General features: G+C 64.7%; 16 protein-coding genes and 3 rRNA genes. 16 read left to right on the top strand and 3 right to left on the bottom strand.

The window, feature by feature from the left end:
• Together MSP7336_RS17845 and MSP7336_RS17840 are read right to left on the bottom strand one after the other, a co-directional pair.
• The gene (locus tag MSP7336_RS17845) at positions 1–819 is read right to left on the bottom strand and encodes an ABC transporter permease (RefSeq protein WP_113964249.1); all 819 of its coding nucleotides are present in this window, start codon (positions 817–819) and stop codon (positions 1–3) included.
• Complete coding sequence (locus tag MSP7336_RS17840) at positions 753–1,517, bottom strand: ABC transporter ATP-binding protein (protein WP_113964248.1); 765 nt, start codon at positions 1,515–1,517, stop codon at positions 753–755. Before MSP7336_RS17840 ends, MSP7336_RS17845 begins: the two co-directional genes overlap by 67 nt.
• Before the next feature lie 59 nt (positions 1,518–1,576).
• Here MSP7336_RS17840 and MSP7336_RS17835 point away from each other — a divergent pair, with 59 nt between their 5' ends.
• The 16 genes from MSP7336_RS17835 (at position 1,577) to xerD (ending at position 20,396) form a co-directional block, all read left to right on the top strand.
• Positions 1,577–2,191, top strand: a complete 615-nt coding sequence (locus MSP7336_RS17835; RefSeq protein WP_069397630.1) for a DNA-3-methyladenine glycosylase — start codon at positions 1,577–1,579, stop codon at positions 2,189–2,191.
• 22 nt (positions 2,192–2,213) lie between these two features.
• Positions 2,214–3,488, top strand: a complete 1,275-nt coding sequence (tyrS, locus tag MSP7336_RS17830) for a tyrosine--tRNA ligase (RefSeq protein WP_113964247.1) — start codon at positions 2,214–2,216, stop codon at positions 3,486–3,488.
• A gap of 466 nt (positions 3,489–3,954) precedes the next feature.
• Positions 3,955–5,490 (top strand): 16S ribosomal RNA (locus MSP7336_RS17825).
• A gap of 308 nt (positions 5,491–5,798) precedes the next feature.
• Positions 5,799–8,926: ribosomal RNA gene (locus MSP7336_RS17820) — 23S ribosomal RNA — on the top strand.
• Positions 8,927–8,985: 59 nt separating this feature from the next.
• A 5S ribosomal RNA gene (gene rrf, locus MSP7336_RS17815) occupies positions 8,986–9,099 on the top strand.
• The 16S, 23S and 5S rRNA genes sit together here, the layout of an rRNA operon.
• 139 nt (positions 9,100–9,238) lie before the next feature.
• Positions 9,239–10,012, top strand: a complete 774-nt coding sequence (locus tag MSP7336_RS17810) for a hypothetical protein (protein WP_084226583.1) — start codon at positions 9,239–9,241, stop codon at positions 10,010–10,012.
• Position 10,013: 1 nt separating this feature from the next.
• Entirely contained in the window at positions 10,014–11,021 is a 1,008-nt protein-coding gene (locus MSP7336_RS17805; protein WP_069397510.1) for an HAD-IIA family hydrolase, read from the top strand.
• Between the two features lie 22 nt (positions 11,022–11,043).
• The gene (locus MSP7336_RS23875) at positions 11,044–11,220 is read left to right on the top strand and encodes a hypothetical protein (RefSeq protein WP_181786833.1); all 177 of its coding nucleotides are present in this window, start codon (positions 11,044–11,046) and stop codon (positions 11,218–11,220) included.
• Positions 11,221–11,225: 5 nt separating this feature from the next.
• Positions 11,226–12,035, top strand: coding sequence for a TlyA family RNA methyltransferase (locus MSP7336_RS17800; protein ID WP_069397518.1), 810 nt, complete (start codon positions 11,226–11,228; stop codon positions 12,033–12,035).
• Positions 12,032–12,955: an NAD kinase gene (locus MSP7336_RS17795; RefSeq protein ID WP_069397509.1), complete on the top strand. Its 924-nt coding sequence runs from the start codon at positions 12,032–12,034 to the stop codon at positions 12,953–12,955. The genes MSP7336_RS17800 and MSP7336_RS17795 overlap by 4 nt, the downstream gene beginning before the upstream one ends.
• A gap of 2 nt (positions 12,956–12,957) precedes the next feature.
• Positions 12,958–14,733, top strand: a complete 1,776-nt coding sequence (gene recN / locus MSP7336_RS17790) for a DNA repair protein RecN (protein ID WP_113964246.1) — start codon at positions 12,958–12,960, stop codon at positions 14,731–14,733.
• Between the two features lie 102 nt (positions 14,734–14,835).
• A complete protein-coding gene (gene steA / locus MSP7336_RS17785; RefSeq protein WP_069397507.1) occupies positions 14,836–16,017 on the top strand; it encodes a putative cytokinetic ring protein SteA in 1,182 nt (393 codons plus the stop codon).
• A gap of 3 nt (positions 16,018–16,020) precedes the next feature.
• Complete coding sequence (locus tag MSP7336_RS17780; RefSeq protein WP_113964245.1) at positions 16,021–16,962, top strand: copper transporter; 942 nt, start codon at positions 16,021–16,023, stop codon at positions 16,960–16,962.
• Between the two features lie 122 nt (positions 16,963–17,084).
• Complete coding sequence (locus tag MSP7336_RS17775) at positions 17,085–18,836, top strand: CTP synthase (protein ID WP_069397505.1); 1,752 nt, start codon at positions 17,085–17,087, stop codon at positions 18,834–18,836.
• The gene (locus tag MSP7336_RS17770) at positions 18,829–19,452 is read left to right on the top strand and encodes an NUDIX domain-containing protein (protein ID WP_069397504.1); all 624 of its coding nucleotides are present in this window, start codon (positions 18,829–18,831) and stop codon (positions 19,450–19,452) included. Before MSP7336_RS17775 ends, MSP7336_RS17770 begins: the two co-directional genes overlap by 8 nt.
• Complete coding sequence (gene xerD, locus MSP7336_RS17765; protein ID WP_069397503.1) at positions 19,449–20,396, top strand: site-specific tyrosine recombinase XerD; 948 nt, start codon at positions 19,449–19,451, stop codon at positions 20,394–20,396. Before MSP7336_RS17770 ends, xerD begins: the two co-directional genes overlap by 4 nt.
• A gap of 96 nt (positions 20,397–20,492) precedes the next feature.
• Here xerD and MSP7336_RS17760 read toward each other — a convergent pair whose 3' ends face one another.
• Positions 20,493–21,245, bottom strand: coding sequence for an O-methyltransferase (locus tag MSP7336_RS17760; RefSeq protein ID WP_069397502.1), 753 nt, complete (start codon positions 21,243–21,245; stop codon positions 20,493–20,495).
• Positions 21,246–21,259 lie beyond the last annotated feature (14 nt).

Here is a 21,259-nt window from a genome sequence, read left to right as displayed (position 1 = left end):
TTACGGGGTCCGTCGCCGCAGCGTGGCCGCCGCCAGGCACAGCGCTGCCAGCGCAAAGCCCATCACGACGGCGATGTCGCGCACCGCGATCCCGGTCAGCTCCGAATGGGCACCGACTTGCTGCAGCGCCTCCAGCGCGTAGCTGGCGGGCAGCACATTGCTGATCCACTGCAGCCATTCGGCCATCAGCGGTCTGGGCACGATGATGCCGGCGAGCAGCAACTGCGGAACCATCACCAACGGGATGAACTGGACCGCCTGAAACTCGGTGCGGGCGAACGCACTACACAGCAAGCCCAAGCCGACACCCAGTATCGCGTTGATGATCGCGATGGCGAACACCCACATCGGGCTGCCCGCGGTGTCGAAGCCGAGGAACCAGAACGCCACGATGCACGCCACGGTCGCTTGCAGGGCGGCGGCAACCGAAAATGCGCTGCCGTAAGCGAGTAACAAGTCGAGCCGTCGCAGCGGAGTGGTCAAGATCCGCTCCAACGTTCCCGAGGCTCGTTCGCGTTGCATCGTTATCGACGTGATGACGAACATCAGGAACAGCGGGAACAGGCCGAGCAGGATCAGGCAGGCATTGTTGAACGGCGAGGGGGTACCCGGGCGATGCGGGGCGTTCTCGAACATGAAGTACATCAGCGTGATGACGAAAACCGGCACCACCAAAATCATCGCGAGGCTGCGACGATCAGCGAGCAGCTGCCGCAGGATCCGCGTCGTGGTCGCGGTATAGCCCTTGAGTCCTATCCGGCTTGGCGCGCGGTGCTCTGCCTGATGATAGACAGAAACGCGTCCTCCAGTGACATGCATCCGGTGTCCTCTCGTAGTCGGGTCGGCATGGTGTGGGCAAGGAGGTCCCCGTCGCGCATCAGCAACAGGTCGCCGCAGCGGTCCGCCTCATCCATCACGTGGCTGGAGACCAACAGCGTGGTTCCGCTGTGGGCCAGGTCGGTGAACTGATCCCACAGGTCGGCCCGCAGCACGGGATCGAGGCCCACTGTGGGTTCGTCGAGCACCAGCAGCTCCGGCCGGCACACCAAGGCGCACGCGAGGGCTACCCGGGTGCGCTGACCGCCGGACAGGTTGCTGCAGAAATCGGTCCGGTGGTCGGTCAGGCCCACCCGCTCGATCGCCTCGTCGGCGGCGTGGGCCTCGAACCCGTACAGCGCCGCGAAGTAGCGGACGTTGTCGACGATGCGCAGGTCGTCGTAGATCGTCGGATCCTGTGGCATGTAGCCGACTCGCCGGCGCAGGGCTGCCGACCCGGCCGGTTTGCCCAGCACCGTGACCGTGCCGGAAGCCAGCACCTGGGTGCCGACGATGCAGCGGATCAGCGTGGTCTTCCCGCAGCCGGACGGGCCCAGCAGTCCGGTGATGGTGCCCCGGGCAATCCGCACGGAAAAATCGCGCAATGCTGGGCGTTTGCCCCGGATCACCTGCAAGTGATTGATGTCGACGGCGACCTCGCCGCCGGCCGAAAGTAATTCATCACTTGATGAAGTCATCATACGATGAATATCTCCCCCTGTTGTCGGCTTGTCAAGGCGCGCGGGCAGAATCTTTTGCGATGAGCGCTGCGGAGCTGACGGTCGACCCGGTCACGGCCGCGCAGCGACTACTCGGCGCCACGCTGCACGGGCGAGGCGTATCCGCGACCATCGTCGAGGTCGAGGCGTACGGCGGGGTGCCCGACGGCCCGTGGCCGGACGCCGCGGCGCACTCCTATCGCGGGCTCAACGGCCGCAACGCAGTGATGTTCGGGCCTCCCGGGCGGCTGTACACCTATCGCAGCCACGGCATCCATGTGTGCGCCAACATCGCGTGCGGCCCCGACGGCACCGCGGCTGCGGTGCTGTTGCGGGCCGGGGCCATCGAGGAGTCCGGCGTCGACATCGCGCGGGCTCGCCGCGGCCCGTCGGTGCGCACCACGGCATTGGCGCGTGGCCCCGGCAATCTGTGCTCGGCCCTGGGAATCACCATGGACGACAACGGAGTCGACGTGTTCGACCCCGACAGTCCGGTGCGGCTGCGGCTGAACGACCCGCAGCCCGCGGTTTGCGGGCCCCGGGTGGGCATCAGCGTCGCCGCCGACCGGCCCTGGCGGTTCTGGCTGCAGGGCCGGCCAGAGGTCTCGGCTTATCGGCGCAGCCCGCGGGCCCCCGCCCCTGGAGCCAGCGATTAGGGAGATCCTGGAAGATCTACCCATGGCCACCACCATCCTGGACGAGCTGGACTGGCGCGGACTGATCGCGCAGTCCACCGATCTCGACGCGCTGGCCGCAGCGATTGCTCGAGGTCCGATCACGCTCTACGCCGGGTTTGACCCCACCGCGCCGAGCCTGCACGCCGGACATCTGGTGCCGCTGCTGGCCCTGCGGCGCTTTCAGCGGGCGGGGCATCGCCCGATCGTGCTGGCCGGTGGCGCGACCGGACTGATCGGTGATCCGCGGGAGACCGGCGAACGGACGCTCAACGCGGAGGACACCGTCCGCGAATGGACCGAGCGGATCGCCGGGCAGCTGCGGCGCTTTGTCGACTTCGACGACTCAGCCACCGGCGCGATCGTCGAAAACAACCTGGAATGGACGAAGGGCATGTCGGCGATCGAGCTGCTGCGCGACATCGGCAAGCACTTCTCGATCAACGTCATGCTCGATCGCGACACTGTCCGGCGCCGGCTGGAGGGGGAGGGAATCTCCTACACCGAGTTCAGCTACATGCTGCTGCAGGCCAATGACTACGTCGAGCTGTACCGGCGGCACAACTGCATCTTGCAAATCGGCGGATCCGACCAGTGGGGGAACATCGTCGCCGGGGTGCGCCTGGTGCGCCAAAAGCTGGGCGTGACCGTGCATGCGCTGACGGTTCCGCTGGTGACCGCCGCCGACGGAACCAAATTCGGGAAATCCACCGGGGGCGGAAATGTGTGGCTGGACCCGGAGCTGACCACGCCCTACGCCTGGTACCAGTACTTCTTCAACACCGCCGACGCCGACGTCATCAGGTATTTGCGGTGGTTCACGTTCTTGTCCCGCGACGAGCTGGACGAGCTCGAGGAGGCGACGGCCTCGCGGCCGCAGGAGCGTGCCGCCCAGCGGCGGCTGGCGCGCGAGCTCACCACGCTGGCACATGGTGAGGCGGCGACAGATGCCGTCGAGCACGCCAGCCGCGCGCTGTTCGGTCGCGGTGAGCTCGCGCGTCTGGATGAGCCCACGCTGCGCGCGGCGTTGCGGGAGACGCCGGTGGCCGAGCTGAAGGCCGGCTCGCCGGACGGCATCGTCGAGCTGCTGGTGGCCAGCGGCCTGTGCGCGAGTAAGGGCGCGGCACGGCGCACGATCGCCGAGGGCGGCGTGTCGGTCAACAACGTCAGGATCGACGACGAGGCCTGGGCGCCGCAGCCGAGCGACTTCCTGCACGGACGGTGGCTGGTGCTGCGCCGGGGGAAGCGGAACATCGCCGGCGTCGAGCGCGTCGGCTAAGTCCGCGCGAATCGAAACCTCGTTTCTAGCAGGAGAGTTGACTCTCAGGTGTCCCTCGCGTAACTTATTGGCGTCGCGCTGCGGCACGCCTGCGACGCGACGAACATCCCCGGGGAACACCCCACCGTTTGAGGGTGTTTTACCTGTCCGCACTACCGGCCGCGGCGATCGCCGCGGGTGGTTGCGCGGCCGGGGGTGTGGGTGTTGTTTGAGAACTCAATAGTGTGTTTGGTGGTTTTGTTTGTTGTTGTTTTTGCCGCATTCTGATGCCCCCGTGTCAGGGTGTGGTTGTTTTGTTTTGTCGGGGTTGTTTCTCTGAAACGGTTNGCCTGTTCACGGGTGTTGTTTGAGAACTCAATAGTGTGTTTGGTGGTTTTGTTTGTTGTTGTTTTTGCCGCATTCTGATGCCCCCGTGTCAGGGTGTGGTTGTTTTGTTTTGTCGGGGTTGTTTCTCTGAAACGGTTTTTGTTTGGAGAGTTTGATCCTGGCTCAGGACGAACGCTGGCGGCGTGCTTAACACATGCAAGTCGAACGGAAAGGCCCCTTTCGGGGGGTACTCGAGTGGCGAACGGGTGAGTAACACGTGGGTGATCTGCCCTGCACTTCGGGATAAGCTTGGGAAACTGGGTCTAATACCGGATAGGACCACATGTCGCATGGTGTGTGGTGGAAAGCTTTTGCGGTGTGGGATGGGCCCGCGGCCTATCAGCTTGTTGGTGGGGTGATGGCCTACCAAGGCGACGACGGGTAGCCGGCCTGAGAGGGTGTCCGGCCACACTGGGACTGAGATACGGCCCAGACTCCTACGGGAGGCAGCAGTGGGGAATATTGCACAATGGGCGCAAGCCTGATGCAGCGACGCCGCGTGGGGGATGACGGCCTTCGGGTTGTAAACCTCTTTCACCATCGACGAAGCTGCGGGTTTTCTCGTGGTGACGGTAGGTGGAGAAGAAGCACCGGCCAACTACGTGCCAGCAGCCGCGGTAATACGTAGGGTGCGAGCGTTGTCCGGAATTACTGGGCGTAAAGAGCTCGTAGGTGGTTTGTCGCGTTGTTCGTGGAATGCCACAGCTTAACTGTGGGCGTGCGGGCGATACGGGCAGACTGGAGTACTGCAGGGGAGACTGGAATTCCTGGTGTAGCGGTGGAATGCGCAGATATCAGGAGGAACACCGGTGGCGAAGGCGGGTCTCTGGGCAGTAACTGACGCTGAGGAGCGAAAGCGTGGGGAGCGAACAGGATTAGATACCCTGGTAGTCCACGCCGTAAACGGTGGGTACTAGGTGTGGGTTCTTTCCTAAGGATCCGTGCCGTAGCTAACGCATTAAGTACCCCGCCTGGGGAGTACGGCCGCAAGGCTAAAACTCAAAGGAATTGACGGGGGCCCGCACAAGCGGCGGAGCATGTGGATTAATTCGATGCAACGCGAAGAACCTTACCTGGGTTTGACATGCACAGGACGCGTCTAGAGATAGGCGTTCCCTTGTGGCCTGTGTGCAGGTGGTGCATGGCTGTCGTCAGCTCGTGTCGTGAGATGTTGGGTTAAGTCCCGCAACGAGCGCAACCCTTGTCTCATGTTGCCAGCGCGTGATGGCGGGGACTCGTGAGAGACTGCCGGGGTCAACTCGGAGGAAGGTGGGGATGACGTCAAGTCATCATGCCCCTTATGTCCAGGGCTTCACACATGCTACAATGGCCGGTACAAAGGGCTGCGATGCCGTGAGGTTAAGCGAATCCTTGTTAAAGCCGGTCTCAGTTCGGATCGGGGTCTGCAACTCGACCCCGTGAAGTCGGAGTCGCTAGTAATCGCAGATCAGCAACGCTGCGGTGAATACGTTCCCGGGCCTTGTACACACCGCCCGTCACGTCATGAAAGTCGGTAACACCCGAAGCCGGTGGCCTAAACCCGTTTGGGAGGGAGCCGTCGAAGGTGGGATCGGCGATTGGGACGAAGTCGTAACAAGGTAGCCGTACCGGAAGGTGCGGCTGGATCACCTCCTTTCTAAGGAGCACCACGAAAAGGGGCTTCCGCAGTGGGCGGAAGTCGAGCCGTGAGGAGTTCGTGTCTGTAGTGGGCGCGGGCTGGGTGCACAACAACGAACCGCCGTTCCGCTCTTTTTGTGGTGGGGTGGTTGGCCGCTAAGCACACTGTTGGGTCCTGAGACAACACCCGGGCCCGGTTGGGGTTGGTGTTGTTGCCTCATCTTTGGTGGTGGGGTGTGGTGTTTGAGTGTTGGATAGTGGTTGCGAGCATCTAGCAAGCAAAACTTGGTTGTTTTGTTTGTCGAGTTGTTTTCTTTGGTTTTGTGTGTGTAAGTGTGTGAGGGCGCATGGTGGATGCCTTGGCATCAGGGGCCGATGAAGGACGTGGGAGGCTGCGATATGCCTCGGGGAGTTGTCAACCGAGCGTGGATCCGAGGATGTCCGAATGGGGTAACCCGGCACCAGTGATGTGGTGTCACCCACCGTTGAATGTATAGGCGGTGGGGGGGAACGCGGGGAAGTGAAACATCTCAGTACCCGTAGGAGAAGAAAACAAAATTGTGATTCCGTTAGTAGTGGCGAGCGAACGCGGAGGATGGCTAAACCGCGCGCATGTGATACCCGGCGGGGGTTGTGTGTGTGGTGTTGTGGGGTCTGTGTTCTGTGGTCCGCCGGCCGCAGCAGCAGTAGTGGTGTGTTAGCCGAAGTGGCCTGGGATGGTCTGCCGTAGACGGTGAGAGTCCGGTAGGTGAAAACATGCCGCCTGTTGTCGCAGTGTCCCCGAGTAGCAGCGGGCCCGTGGAATCTGCTGTGAATCTGCCGGGACCACCCGGTAAGCCTGAATACTTCCTGATGACCGATAGCGGATGAGTACCGTGAGGGAATGGTGAAAAGTACCCCGGGAGGGGAGTGAAAGAGTACCTGAAACCGTGTGCCTACAATCCGTCAAAGCCTCCGCGTTTGTGTGGGGTGATGGCGTGCCTTTTGAAGAATGAGCCTGCGAGTCAGCGACATGTCGCGAGGTTAACCCGGGTGGGGTAGCCGCAGCGAAAGCGAGTCTGAATAGGGCGTATCCCCCATTTTTGGGGGTGTAGTGGTGTGTTGTGGACCCGAAGCGGGGTGATCTACCCATGGCCAGGGTGAAGCGCGGGTAAGACCGCGTGGAGGCCCGAACCCACTTAGGTTGAAGACTGAGGGGATGAGTTGTGGGTAGGGGTGAAAGGCCAATCAAACTCCGTGATAGCTGGTTCTCCCCGAAATGCATTTAGGTGCAGCGTTGCGTGGTTCGCGCCGGAGGTAGAGCTACTGGATGGCCGATGGGCCCTACTAGGTTACTGACGTCAGCCAAACTCCGAATGCCGGTGCGTAAAGCGTGGCAGTGAGACGGCGGGGGATAAGCTCCGTGCGTCGAAAGGGAAACAGCCCAGATCGCCGGCTAAGGCCCCTAAGCGTGTGCTAAGTGGGAAAGGATGTGCAGTCGCATAGACAACCAGGAGGTTGGCTTAGAAGCAGCCATCCTTGAAAGAGTGCGTAATAGCTCACTGGTCAAGTGGTTGCGCGCCGATAATGTAGCGGGGCTCAAGCACACCGCCGAAGCCGCGGCAACGACACCGTCAGGTGTTGTTGGGTAGGGGAGCGTCCCCTCACCGGTGAAGCCGCCGAGTGATCGTGTGGTGAAGGTGTGGGGAGTGAGAATGCAGGCATGAGTAGCGATTAGGCAAGTGAGAACCTTGCCCGCCGGAAGACCAAGGGTTCCTGGGCCAGGCCAGTCCGCCCAGGGTGAGTCGGGACCTAAGGCGAGGCCGACAGGCGTAGTCGATGGACAACGGGTTGATATTCCCGTACCCGTGTGTGCGCGCCCATACCGAATCAGCGGTACTAACCACCCAAACGGTGCGTGATCGGTGGTCTTCGGATCATCGACGCGTACCTGCTGCGTGGGATCTTCGCTGGTAGTAGGTAAACGATGGGGTGACGCAGGAAGGTAGCCGTACCAGTGAGTGGATGTGCTGGGGCAAGCCCGTAGGGAGTCAGATAGGCAAATCCGTCTGGCGTGTTCCCGAGAGGTGATGCATAGCCGGATGAGGTGAATTCGGTGATCCTATGCTGCCGAGAAAAGCCTCTAGTGAGTGCAGACACGGCCCGTACCCCAAACCGACACAGGTGGTCAGGTAGAGAATACCGAGGCGTGCGAGTGAACTATGGTTAAGGAACTCGGCAAAATGCCCCCGTAACTTCGGGAGAAGGGGGACCCGCATACCGTCAACTCCGCGTGCCGGGGGCGGCGGGAGTGGGTGGCACAAAACAGTGAGAAGCGACTGTTTACTAAAAACACAGGTCCGTGCGAAGTCGCAAGACGAGGTATACGGACTGACGCCTGCCCGGTGCTGGAAGGTTAAGAGGACCCGTCAACCCCTTTTCGGGGGGTGAAGCGGAGAATTTAAGCCCCAGTAAACGGCGGTGGTAACTATAACCATCCTAAGGTAGCGAAATTCCTTGTCGGGTAAGTTCCGACCTGCACGAATGGCGTAACGACTTCTCAACTGTCTCAACCATAGACTCGGCGAAATTGCAGTACGAGTAAAGATGCTCGTTACGCGCGGCAGGACGAAAAGACCCCGGGACCTTTACTACAACTTGGTATTGGAGTTCGATGCGGTTTGTGTAGGATAGGTGGGAGACTGTGAAGCCCGCACGCCAGTGTGGGTGGAGTCGTTGTTGAAATACCACTCTGATCGTATTGGGCTTCTAACCTCGAACCCTGAACCGGGTTCAGGGACAGTGCCTGGCGGGTAGTTTAACTGGGGCGGTTGCCTCCTAAAAGGTAACGGAGGCGCCCAAAGGTTCCCTCAACCTGGACGGCAATCAGGTGATGAGTGTAAGTGCACAAGGGAGCTTGACTGCGAGACGAACATGTCAAGCAGGGACGAAAGTCGGGACTAGTGATCCGGCACCCCCGAGTGGAAGGGGTGTCGCTCAACGGATAAAAGGTACCCCGGGGATAACAGGCTGATCTTCCCCAAGAGTCCATATCGACGGGATGGTTTGGCACCTCGATGTCGGCTCGTCGCATCCTGGGGCTGGAGCAGGTCCCAAGGGTTGGGCTGTTCGCCCATTAAAGCGGCACGCGAGCTGGGTTTAGAACGTCGTGAGACAGTTCGGTCTCTATCCGCCGCGCGCGTCAGAAGCTTGAGGAAACCTGTCCCTAGTACGAGAGGACCGGGACGGACGAACCTCTGGTGCACCAGTTGTCCCACCAGGGGCACCGCTGGATAGCCACGTTCGGCCAGGATAACCGCTGAAAGCATCTAAGCGGGAAACCTTCTCCAAGACCAGGCTTCTCACCCATATCAGTGGGATAAGGCCCCCCGCAGACCACGGGATCAATAGACCAGACCTACAAGCGCAGCAATGCGTGCAGGGAACTGGCACTAACCGGCCGAAAACTTACCCACAACCCACCGCAACCACACCAACACCCCACACCCCACCACCAAACACAAAACAATAGAGTTACGGCGGCAATAGCGGCAGGGAAACGCCCGGACCCATCCCGAACCCGGAAGCTAAGCCTGCCAGCGCCGATGATACTACCCACCCCGGGTGGAAAAGTAGGACACCGCCGAACACACACCAAAAAAGGGCACCCACAAGGTGCCCTTTTTACACGCAAAAAAACAAATAGGCGGCATTAATTATGGCCGCATTAACTGTGCCCGTATCCTTTAATATGAGGCCGCAACAGCGATACGAGGTGACTGGGACGAGTGGACAGCCACGGTGGCAGCGGGCAACGGCCGCCGCGTCGAGAAACGCGCCGGCCGCACTCGGGACCCGGCCGCGCGCGCAACGCGCAGCCTCAGCACCCGGCGAACGACCACGGCGCACCGCCGATCCCGCCGGATATCGAAGCCAAGCAGCTGGCACCTGAAATCCGTCGTGAGCTCAGCACTTTGGACCGCGCCACCGCCGACGCCGTGGCCCGCCACCTGGTCGCTGCCGGCGAGCTGATCGACGACGACCCCGAAGCGGCGCTTGCCCATGCACGCGCCGCCCGCGCCCGGTCCGGCCGCATCGCCGCCGTCCGCGAAGCGGTGGGAATCGCGGCCTATCACTGCGGGGACTGGGCGCAAGCGCTGGCCGAGCTGCGCGCCGCACGCCGAATGGGCAGCACGTCGCCGCTGCTGCCGTTGATCGCCGACTGCGAGCGAGGTCTGGGCCGACCCGAACGAGCGCTCGAAATCGCGCGCGGACCCGAAGCGGCTCAGCTATCCGGCGACGACGCCGACGAATTGCGCATCGTAGCCGCCGGCGCCCGCGCCGACCTCGGTCAGCTCGAACAGGCCCTGATGGTGTTGTCCACCCCGCAGCTCGATCCTGCGCGCACCGGCCCGACCGCGGCGCGGCTGTTTTACGCCTACGCCGATACGCTGCTTGCGCTTGGCCGAGGCGCCGAGGCGCTGGAGTGGTTCCTGCACGCAGCGGCCGCCGACGTCGAGGGTGTCACCGACGCCGAAGAGCGCGTGAGCGAGTTGGGCTGACGTGGGAACGCTTGCGCAGGAACATGATTGCCTGCTGCTGGATCTGGACGGGACGGTGTTCCGCGGCCACCAGCTCACCGAGGGCGCGGTGGAGTCGCTGGACAAAACGTCCGGGCGCAAGCTGTTCATCACCAACAACGCCTCCCGCAGCGCCGAGGAGGTGGCGGAACATCTGCGCGAGTTGGGGCTCAAAGCCAGCGGCGACGCCGTCGTCACCAGCGCGCAGAGCGCGGCGCGGATGCTGGCAGAACAGCTCGTAACCGATGCGCGAGTGCTCGTCGTCGGTACCGAGTCGCTGGCCGACGAAATCGCCGCGGTCGGACTACGGCCGGTACGCCTGCACCGAGATCGCCCCGACGCCGTAGTGCAGGGGCACTCGACCGAAACCGGTTGGGCGCAGCTCGCGGAGGCCGCATTGGCCATCCGCGATGGAGCGTTGTGGGTGGCGGCCAACATCGACCCCACGCTGCCGTCGGAGCGGGGCTTTCTGCCGGGCAACGGATCGATGGTGGCCGCGCTCAAGACCGCCACCGACGCCGAACCACAAGTGGCGGGCAAGCCGTCACCCGCCTTGATCCAAGACGCGTTGGCGCGCGGCGACTTTCGCGCTCCGCTGGTGATCGGCGACCGGTTGGACACCGACATCGCCGGCGCCAACGCCGCGGGACTGCCCAGCCTGATGGTGCTCACCGGGGCAAATTCCGCCCGCGACGCGGTCTACGCCCACCCCACGAGGCGTCCGACCTACATCGGCGCGGATTTGCGTGCACTGCACCAACACGCCGATGTAGTGGTGGTCGGGCCGCAGCCGGCCTGGCACGTCGACGCGGACGCCGGGACGGTCACTGTGACCAGTCGCGACGTCACTGCCGACCATGACGGGTTGGCAATCGTTCGGGCCGTCGCCCACGCGGTGTGGGAGGCGTGCCGCGATGACGATGGCCCGGTCGTGGTCAAGGCCGGCGACGACACGGCCCACGACGCCCTGCAACGCTGGTCCCTGGTCTAAGTCCGCTAGCGTTGACCGCACGATGACTACCCAACCCGAGGACATTCGCGCTCAGATCGACGCCGTGCTCGCCGAGCTGCCCGACGTCGACGACCCCGAAAACGAAATTGACGAGGCCAAGCTCGAAGAGCTGGCGCGTCGTCTTTCCGATGCGCACGACGCGTTGGTGCGCGCCCTGGAGTCGGCGGAGAAGGGCTGAGTGTGGTGGCCCGGCGTGCGCGCGTTGACGTCGAGCTGGTCCGGCGCGGGCTGGCACGATCCCGGCAGCAGGCTGCGGAGTTGATCGACGCCGGCAAGGTGAGCATCGACGGTATGCCGGCGGTCAAACCCGCCACCGCGGTCGCCGTTACCGCCGTGCTCAGCGTCACCGAGGATGCCGAGCGCAACTGGGTGTCGCGTGGCGCGCACAAGCTCATCGGCGCCCTCGACGAGTTCGGCGTCAGTGTGCAGGGGCGGCGCTGCCTGGATGCCGGCGCGTCGACCGGCGGATTCACCGAAGTGCTGCTGGATCGCGGCGCCCGCGAAGTTGTCGCGGTCGACGTCGGCTACGGGCAGCTGGCGTGGTCGCTGCGTTCGGACCCGCGGGTGGTCGTCGTTGAGCGAACCAACGTCAGAGACCTCACCCCGGCTGCCATTGGCGGTCCGGTCGACGCGATAGTGGCTGACCTGTCGTTCATCTCGCTGACGACGGTGTTGCCCGCACTGGTTGGATGCGCGTTGCCCGACGCCGATATCGTTCCCATGGTGAAGCCGCAGTTCGAGGTGGGCAAGGGTCAGGTGGGGGCTAACGGAGTGGTGCACGATCCGACGCTGCGCGCCGAGTCGGTGCTCGCGGTCGCGCGGCGCGCCGTCGAGCTGGGATGGCACCCCATCGGCGTCACCGCAAGCCCGCTGCCGGGGCCGTCGGGCAACGTCGAATACTTCCTGTGGCTGCGGACCCAGACTGATCGACCGCTGGGTGGCGATGATTTGGTGGATGCGGTCCACGCGGCGGTCGCGAAGGGCCCGCAATGACCAAAGACCGCACCGTGATGCTGGTGGTCCACACCGGCCGCGACGAGGCGACCGAGACCGCGCGTCGCGTAGAAAAAGTGTTGGGCGACAACGGTATCGGACTTCGGGTGTTATCGGCTGAGGCCGTCGACCGGGGGTCGCTGCATTTGTCGCCGGACGACATGCGCGCGATAGGTGTCGATATCGAGGTGGTCGACGCCAAACCAGGCGCCGCCGAAGGATGCGAGCTGGTGATGGTGTTAGGCGGCGACGGCACCTTCTTGCGGGCCGCCGAGCTGGCCCGCAACGCAGGCGTCCCGGTGCTCGGCGTCAATCTGGGCCGGATCGGTTTTCTCGCCGAAGCCGAAGCCGAGGCCATCGACAGCGTGCTCGAGCATGTGATCGCCCGCAGCTACCGGGTGGAAGATCGGTTGACACTGGACGTCGCGATCCGCGCCGAAGGCAAGATCATCAACCGCAACTGGGCGCTCAACGATGCCAGCCTGGAAAAGGGCCCGCGGCTCGGTGTACTCGGAGTGGTCATCGAAGTCGATGGCCGACCCGTCTCCGCGTTCGGCTGCGACGGGGTGTTGGTGTCGACGCCAACCGGCTCCACCGCGTACGCGTTTTCGGCCGGCGGACCGGTGTTGTGGCCCAACCTGGAGGCAATCCTGGTGGTGCCCAACAATGCTCACGCACTGTTCGCCCGGCCGATGGTGACCAGTCCGGACTCCACCATCGCTATCGAGGTCGAGGCGGAGGGGCATGACGCGTTGGTGTTCTGCGACGGCCGTCGGGAAATGCTGGTGCCCGCCGGTAGCCGGCTCGAGGTGACGCGCTGCGACACAGCGGTGAAATGGGCGCGGCTGGACAGTGCACCGTTCACCGACCGCCTGGTCCGCAAGTTCCGGCTACCGGTTACGGGCTGGCGCGGGCAGTAACCGTGCTGGCGGAGATTCGGATCGAGTCGCTGGGCGCGATCAGCGCCGCCGCCGCCGAGTTCGACCGCGGCCTGACCGTCTTGACCGGCGAGACCGGGACCGGAAAGACCATGGTGGTCACCGGGCTGCAGCTGCTGGGCGGCTCCCGCGCCGACGCGAACCGCATCCGCTCGGGAGCCGACCGGGCCGTCGTCGAAGGTCGTTTCAGCACCGACGATCTCGACGACACGGCGGCCGCACGAGTCGACGACATTCTGGACTCCTCCGGAGCCGAACGTGATGAGGACGGCAGTGTGATCGCATTGCGCTCGGTCAGCCGCGACGGTCCGTCCCGCGCCTACCTGGGCGGGCGAAGTGTGCCGGCTAAATCGTTGAGCCAGTTAACCGCCGAGCTGCTCACCCTGCACGGGCAAAACGACCAGTTGCGGTTGATGCGGCCCGACGAACAGCGCGCCGCGCTGGACCGGTTCGCGGGCGTCGGCGCGCAGCTGGAGCGCTACCGCAAACTGCGCGATGCGTGGCAATCGGCGCGACGCGACCTCGCCGAACGGACCGACCGGGCCCGGGACTTGGCCCAGGAGGCCGATCGGCTGAAATTCGCCCTGCAGGAGATTGACGCGGTCGATCCGAAACCGGGTGAGGACGATGCGCTGATCGCCGACATCCGCCGGCTCTCCGAACTCGATGCGCTGCGTGAGGCCGCCGCCGCAGCACGCATCGCGTTAGCCGGGGATGCCGAAATCACTGCCGAATCCGAGCCGGTATCGGCCGCCGACCGGTTGGGGCGGGCCAAGACGACGTTGGAGTCCACCGACGACCTCACCTTGAACGGGCTGGCCGAACAACTGGGCCAGGCGTTGACGGTGATCGACGACGTCGCGCGAGAACTCAGCAATTACCTGGAGGAATTGCCCGCCGACGCCAGCGCATTGGACACCAAGCTCGCGCGACAAGCCGAGCTGCGCACGCTGACCCGCAAATATGCCGCCGATATCGACGGTGTGCTGGACTGGGCGCGCGAATCACGAGAACGCTTGGCGCACTTGGATGTATCCGAAGAGGCGCTGGCCGAGCTGCAACGTCGTGTCGACGATCTGGCAGCTCAACTATCCGATGCCGCAACCGATCTCAGTAAAGCACGGACAAAATCAGCCAAGCGACTGGCGAAAGCGGTCACCGCCGAGCTGGCCGGCCTGGCGATGTCCGACGCCGAGTTCACGATCACCGTCAGCACCATGCCGGCCGGGGACGGCGACCCCGCCGCGTTGAGGCTGGCATCCGGTGTGGTGGGGCATGCCGGCGCCGACGGTGTCGACCAGGTCGAGTTCGGTTTTGCCGCCCACCGCGGCATGACGGTGCTGCCGCTGTCGAAAAGCGCCTCCGGTGGCGAGCTGTCCCGGGTGATGCTGGCCCTCGAAGTGGTGCTGGCCACGTCGGGAAAACAGACCACCGGATCGACGATGGTGTTCGACGAGGTCGACGCCGGCGTCGGCGGCCGCGCGGCGGTGCAGATCGGTCGCCGGCTGGCTCGGCTGGCCAGCACGCACCAGGTGATCGTGGTGACGCACCTGCCGCAGGTGGCCGCCTACGCCGACGTGCACCTGGTGGTCGATGCCGCCGGGGGCGACGGGGCCAGCAGCGTGCGACGCCTGGACGATGCGGGCCGGGTGGCCGAATTGGCCAGGATGCTTGCCGGGTTGGGCGAAACCGACAGCGGCCGGGCCCACGCCCGGGAGCTGCTGGAGGCGGCTCAAGGCGATCGGATCGCCGCATCCTGACCGCTCCGCGGCTTGTGGCCAGTGTGACAAAAGGCAACTTCTGAGGCCCTTGTTACGGCGCGCCTCCCCGCCTGAGCCGCACTTCACCGACAGAATCGCCCCATGAGAGTGTCAGCGCTTCTGTCCCGTAATGCCTCGCGCCCTGGCCTGGTCGGCACCGCCCGGGTCGATCGTGACGTCGACCGGCTACTGCGACGGGTGTGCCCTGGCGACATCGTGGTGCTCGACGCCTTGGATCTTGACCGCATCACCGCCGACGCGCTCGTCGACGCCGGGATCGCCGCCGTCGTCAACGCATCACCATCGGTTTCGGGCCGCTACCCCAACCTCGGGCCAGAGTTGTTGGTAAACAACGGCGTCACACTCATCGACGAAACCGGCCCGGAGGTGTTCAAGAAGGTAAAGGACGGCGCCAAGGTTCGCCTGCACAACGGCGGGGTGTACTCGGGTGACCGCCGGCTGGCTCTCGGTATCGAGCGCACCGACCACGACATCGCCCAGCTGATGCAGGAAGCCAAAAGCGGGCTGGTCGCACATCTGGAAGCCTTCGCCGGCAACGCCGTTGAGTTCATCCGCAGCGAAAGCCCGTTGCTGATCGACGGGATCGGCATTCCCGACATCGACGTCGACTTGCGTCGCCGTCATGTGGTGGTGGTCTCCGACGAGCCGCACGCCGCCGAGGACCTCAAACGCCTCAAACCGTTCATCAAGGAGTACCAGCCGGTCATGATCGGCGTCGGTACCGGGGCCGATGTGCTGCGCAAGGCGGGTTACCGGCCGCAGATCATCGTCGGCGACCCCAGCCAGATCAGCACCGACGTGCTCAAGTGCGGCGCGCAGGTGGTGCTGCCCGCCGACGCCGACGGGCATGCGCCGGGTCTGGAACGCATCGAGGATCTCGGTGTCGGGGCCATGACCTTCCCGGCCGCGGGTTCGGCCACCGACTTGGCGCTGCTGCTGGCCGACCATCACGGAGCCGCGCTGCTGGTGACTTGTGGGCACACCGCCAACATCGAGACGTTCTTCGACCGGAGCCGTCAGCAGAGCAATCCCTCGACGTTTTTGACCCGGCTGCGGGTGGGAGAGAAGTTGGTCGATGCCAAGGCGGTCGCCACCCTCTACCGCAACCGGATCTCGGCGGGGGCCATCGCTTTCATGATCCTGGCGATGCTGACCGCGATCGTCATCATGTTGTGGGTGTCGCGCACCGATGCCCTGGTGATGCACTGGGTTGTCGATTATTGGAACCGGTTCTCCCTCTGGGTGCAGAACTGGATCAGATAAACCGTGATCTCCCTACGCCACCACGCTATTTCGTTGGCAGCCGTATTTCTGGCGCTTGCCGCCGGCGTGATTTTAGGCTCTGGGGTCTTGTCGGACACTCTGCTGTCGGGGCTGCGTGACGAGAAACGGGATCTGCAGTCGCAAATCAACTCACTCAACGACCAGAAGAATGTTCTGAATGAAAAGCTCAGTGCGGCCAATGCTTTCGATGCACAGATGGTCGGGCGTATCACACGTGACGCGCTCAAGGACAAGTCGGTCGTCATCTTCCGTACCCCCGACGCCAAAGACGACGACGTCGCCGCGGTGTCGAAGATCGTCGGCCAGGCCGGCGGCGCTGTCACCGGAACCCTGGCGCTGACTCAGGAGTTCGTCGACGCCAACTCCGCGGAGAAGCTTCGGTCGGTGGTGAATTCGTCGATCGTGCCGGCCGGTGCCCAGCTGAGCACCAAACTGGTGGACCAAGGCTCGCAAGCCGGCGACCTGCTGGGCATCGCGTTGCTGATCAACCGGGATACCTCGGTGCTGCCCGTCGACGACACCCAGCGCGACACCGTGCTGGCGGCCCTGCGCGAGACCGGCTTTCTGACCTACCGCGACGAACACATCGGCGCCGCCAACGCCGCCGTGGTGCTTACCGGCGGTGCCCTCGGCGAGGACGCCGGGAACCAGGGCACCAGCGTGGCGCGCTTCGCCGCGGCGCTGGCCCCGCACGGGTCCGGTGTCGTGCTGGCCGGCCGCGACGGCTCGTCGGTGGGAACGGCCGCCGTGGCGGTGGCCCGCGCCGACGCGGCGACGACCTCGACGATCAGCACCGTGGACAACGTGGACGCCGAGTCCGGGCGGATCACCACAGTTCTGGCGGTCGGCGACCTGCTGGGCGGCGGGCCCACCGGTCAATACGGCATCGGTCACGGCGCCACCTCGGTGACCGTCGCGCAGTAGATGCGCCCCGGGCGTGTCAGCGCAGCGCCGGCCCGGTGGGTGTTAGGGTGGAGTTCCGTGGGTCGGCAGGCACCCGCTAGCTACAGCTCAGGCCCTGCGCCGTCTTCACGGAGGTCGCCCTATTGCGTAGGCATCCGCAAACCGCCACCAAGCACCTCTTCGTCAGCGGGGGCGTCGTCTCCTCACTCGGCAAAGGGTTGACGGCCAGCAGCCTTGGGCAGTTACTGACCGCCCGGGGCTTGCAGGTGACGATGCAAAAGCTCGACCCCTACCTCAATGTCGACCCGGGCACCATGAACCCGTTCCAGCACGGCGAGGTCTTTGTCACCGAGGACGGCGCCGAAACCGACCTCGACGTGGGGCATTACGAGCGATTCCTCGATCGCGACCTGTCCGGCTCGGCGAATGTCACGACGGGACAAGTTTATTCGACAGTGATCGCCAAGGAGCGCCGCGGCGAGTACCTCGGCGACACCGTTCAGGTGATCCCGCATATCACCGACGAGATCAAACGCCGCATTCTGGCGATGGCCCAGCCGGACGCCGAGGGGAACCGCCCCGACGTCGTGATCACCGAAATTGGCGGCACCGTAGGTGATATCGAGTCGCAACCGTTCCTGGAAGCGGCACGCCAGGTGCGTCATGACCTCGGCCGGGAAAACGTTTTCTTCCTGCACGTGTCGCTGGTGCCGTATCTGGCTCCGTCGGGCGAACTGAAAACCAAGCCCACCCAGCACTCGGTCGCGGCTCTGCGCAGCATCGGTATCACACCTGATGCCCTGATCTTGCGCTGTGACCGTGACGTTCCCGAACCGCTCAAGAACAAGATTGCGCTGATGTGTGACGTCGACATCGACGGCGTCATCTCCACTCCGGACGCGCCCTCGATTTACGACATCCCCAAAGTGCTGCACCGCGAAGAGCTCGACGCGTTTGTGGTGCGACGGCTGAATTTGCCCTTCCGCGACGTCGATTGGACCGAGTGGGACGACCTGCTGCGGCGAGTGCATGAGCCGCATGAGACGGTGCGGATCGCGCTGGTCGGCAAGTATGTCGACCTGTCGGATGCCTACCTTTCGGTGACCGAGGCGCTGCGCGCCGGTGGATTCAAACATCACGCGAAGGTCGAGATGGTCTGGGTGGCATCCGATGACTGCGAAACCGCAAGCGGCGCGGCAGCCGCGCTGAGCGATGTGGACGGCGTGCTGATCCCGGGTGGTTTCGGGATCCGCGGCATCGAAGGCAAGATCGGCGCCATCAGCTACGCGCGGAGTCGGGGACTGCCGGTGCTGGGACTGTGTCTGGGGTTGCAGTGCATCGTGATCGAAGCCGCGCGCTCGGTCGGCCTGACGCAGGCCAACTCGGCGGAATTCGATCCCGACACTCCGGACCCGGTCATCTCCACCATGGCCGATCAGCGTGACATCGTCGCGGGCGAGGCGGATCTGGGCGGCACCATGCGGCTGGGGTCCTATCCGGCCGTGTTGGAGCCGGATTCGATTGTGGCGCAGGCGTATCAAACGACGACGGTGTCCGAGCGGCACCGTCATCGCTATGAAGTCAACAACGCCTACCGCGACCGCATCGCCGAAAGCGGACTGAGGTTCTCGGGTACCTCACCCGACGGGACTTTGGTGGAGTTCGTCGAGTATGCCGCCGACGTGCACCCGTTCGTGGTTGGCACCCAAGCACATCCGGAGTTGAAGAGTCGACCGACTCGTCCGCACCCGCTGTTCGTCGCTTTCGTCGGTGCGGCCCTGGACTACAAGGCAGCCGAGCGGCTGCCGGTGGAAATTCCCGACCACCGGGCGAATGGGAGCGAGCACCGCGATGGCGTCAGCACCTCAGTACCCGAGCCGGCCGCTCGTGGGTGAACACGTCTTCGAGACTACGTCGTCGGAAACGTTACATACCGGAAAGATATTCGCACTCCGGGTCGACCACGTGCGGATGCCGGGTGGGAAGACCGTCACCCGCGAGGTGGTCGAACATTTCGGCGCCGTGGCGGTTGTCGCGATCGACGACGACGGCAACATCCCGATGGTGTACCAGTACCGGCACCCCTTCGGCCGGCGGCTCTGGGAGCTGCCGGCCGGGCTGCTCGACGTCAGCGGGGAAGCACCGCATCTCACGGCCGCCCGAGAACTGCGTGAAGAGGCCGGCCTGCAAGCCGAGACGTGGCACACGCTGGTCGACCTGGATTCCACACCCGGATTCAGCGACGAGTCGGTGCGTGTCTATTCGGCCACCGGGTTGACCCAAGTCGACCGGCCGCAAGCACACGACGAAGAAGCCGACATGACGATGCGCTGGTATCCGATTGACGAAGCCGCCCGACAGGTCTTCACCGGTGAGATCGTGAATTCCCTTGCGGTGGCTGGCATTCTGGCGGCCCTGGCGGTGCGGCAGGGATTCGCACAGCCGCGGCCGGTGGATGCGCCGTGGGTTGACAAGCCGACGGCCTTCGCTAGGCGGCAGATGGCCCAATGACCATTGTCGCCGCGCCGCTGGAAGCGCAGATGCAGGGTTACCTCGATCATCTGACGATCGAACGCGGTGTCGCGGCCAACACGCTGAGTTCGTATCGCCGCGACTTGCGTCGCTACTCAGAGCATCTCGCGTCGCGCGGTGTGGACGACCTGGCGAAGGTCACCGAAGACGATGTCAGCGAGTTCCTGGTGGCGTTGCGCCGCGGCGACCCCGCTAACGGGGTGGCGCCGCTGTCGGCGGTATCGGCGGCGCGCACGCTGGTCGCCGTACGCGGACTGCACCGGTTCGCCGCGGCTGAGGGACTCGCCGAGCTCGACGTGTCGCAAGCGGTCAAGCCGCCAACCCCGGGGCGTCGACTGCCGAAGAGCCTGACCGTCGACGAGGTGCTGGCGCTACTGGCCGGTGCCGGCGGCGACAGCCCGTCGGACGGCCCGCTGACCCTGCGCAACCGGGCGCTGCTGGAACTGCTGTATTCCACCGGAGCGCGCATATCCGAGGCCGTCGGACTCGACGTCGACGATCTCGACACCCACGACCGGTCGGTGCTATTGCGGGGCAAGGGCGGCAAGCAGCGGCTGGTGCCGGTGGGGCGTCCCGCGGTGCAAGCGCTGGATGCCTATCTGGTGCGGGGACGGCCGGGCCTGGCGCGCCGCGGGCGGGGAACACCGGCCATCTTCCTCAACTCACGCGGTGGGCGGTTGTCGCGGCAAAGCGCCTGGCAGGTGTTGCAGAGCGCCGCCGAACGCGCCGGCATCACGTCCGGGGTGTCACCGCACACGCTGCGGCATTCGTTTGCCACCCATCTGCTCGACGGCGGCGCCGACGTGCGGGTGGTGCAGGAGTTGCTGGGTCACGCGTCGGTGACGACGACGCAGATCTACACCCTGGTCACCGTGCACGCGCTGCGCGAGGTGTGGGCCGGCGCCCACCCCCGCGCCCACTGACTCCCAGCCGCGCCTTTCCCACCCGCGAGCGGGCGTGTTTGTACGTCGACACGCCGCAACTGCCGGCGTTTTGCGCCCGCTCGCGCCAAAGGGGGGCTAGCCCAGGTACTCCGACTCGAGCACCAGATCCGCCAGCAAGTTCTGATACTCGACGTGCGTCTTGTGCTCGACGGTGTTCCACAGCGCACCCTGCTGCTCTTTCATGTAGGCGCGGTACTTCGGGGCGCCGGGCATCTTGACGTTGTCGGCCACGACGATCGAGCCGCGATGCAGCCAGCCGCGATCCAGGATGCTCTGCAGATCGGGCAGATACGCATCCTTGTCGTGGTCGAGGAACAACAGATCCAACGCGCCGGCGCTGAAGCCGTGCTCACCGGCCAGCGTGTCGAGCGTGCGCCCACCGTCGCCGATGGTGCCGACCACGCAGGTCACTCGGTCGGCGACGCCGGCATGCGCCCAGATCTGGCGAGCGTTGACGGCGTTGGCCTCGGCGAGTTCGACGGAGTACACCTTGGCGCTCGGGGCGGCCCGCGCGATCCGCAGCGCGCCGTAGCCGACGTAGGTGCCCAGCTCGAGCGCCAGCTTCGGGTCGGCCCGGCGGACCGCGGCGTCGAGCAGTGCGCCCTTCTCGTCGCCGACGTTGATCAGCATCGACTTCTCGTAGGCGAACCGGTCGATGGTGGCCAGTACGTCGTCGATGTCGCCGGCACGCGCGTGCTTGAGCACGTATTGCACGGCCGCCGCCTCGCGACCATCACCGATCTGGCCCGTCGTCGTGATGTTGCGAGTGGCGCGGGCCATCCGCAAAACCGACCACCGCACGAACGGGATTCGCTGCTTGAGACTCATGAAAGTCGAGCCTA

The sequence above is a fragment of the Mycobacterium shimoidei genome, assembly GCF_900417275.1.
In the GTDB taxonomy this organism is placed as follows: domain Bacteria; phylum Actinomycetota; class Actinomycetes; order Mycobacteriales; family Mycobacteriaceae; genus Mycobacterium; species Mycobacterium shimoidei.
The sequence above is the reverse complement of the archived record's forward strand: the minus strand, read 5'-3'. Positions and strand labels throughout refer to the sequence as shown.

Coding starts and splice junctions, on each gene's coding strand:
- MSP7336_RS17845 (WP_113964249.1), bottom strand. CDS start 819: ATGCATGTCACTGGAGGACGCGTTTCTGTCTATCATCAGGCAGAGCAC.
- MSP7336_RS17840 (WP_113964248.1), bottom strand. CDS start 1,517: ATGATGACTTCATCAAGTGATGAATTACTTTCGGCCGGCGGCGAGGTC.
- steA (WP_069397507.1), top strand. CDS start 14,836: ATGAGAGTGTCAGCGCTTCTGTCCCGTAATGCCTCGCGCCCTGGCCTG.
- MSP7336_RS17835 (WP_069397630.1), top strand. CDS start 1,577: ATGAGCGCTGCGGAGCTGACGGTCGACCCGGTCACGGCCGCGCAGCGA.
- MSP7336_RS17760 (WP_069397502.1), bottom strand. CDS start 21,245: ATGAGTCTCAAGCAGCGAATCCCGTTCGTGCGGTGGTCGGTTTTGCGG.
- tyrS (WP_113964247.1), top strand. CDS start 2,214: ATGGCCACCACCATCCTGGACGAGCTGGACTGGCGCGGACTGATCGCG.
- xerD (WP_069397503.1), top strand. CDS start 19,449: ATGACCATTGTCGCCGCGCCGCTGGAAGCGCAGATGCAGGGTTACCTC.
- MSP7336_RS23875 (WP_181786833.1), top strand. CDS start 11,044: ATGACTACCCAACCCGAGGACATTCGCGCTCAGATCGACGCCGTGCTC.
- MSP7336_RS17795 (WP_069397509.1), top strand. CDS start 12,032: ATGACCAAAGACCGCACCGTGATGCTGGTGGTCCACACCGGCCGCGAC.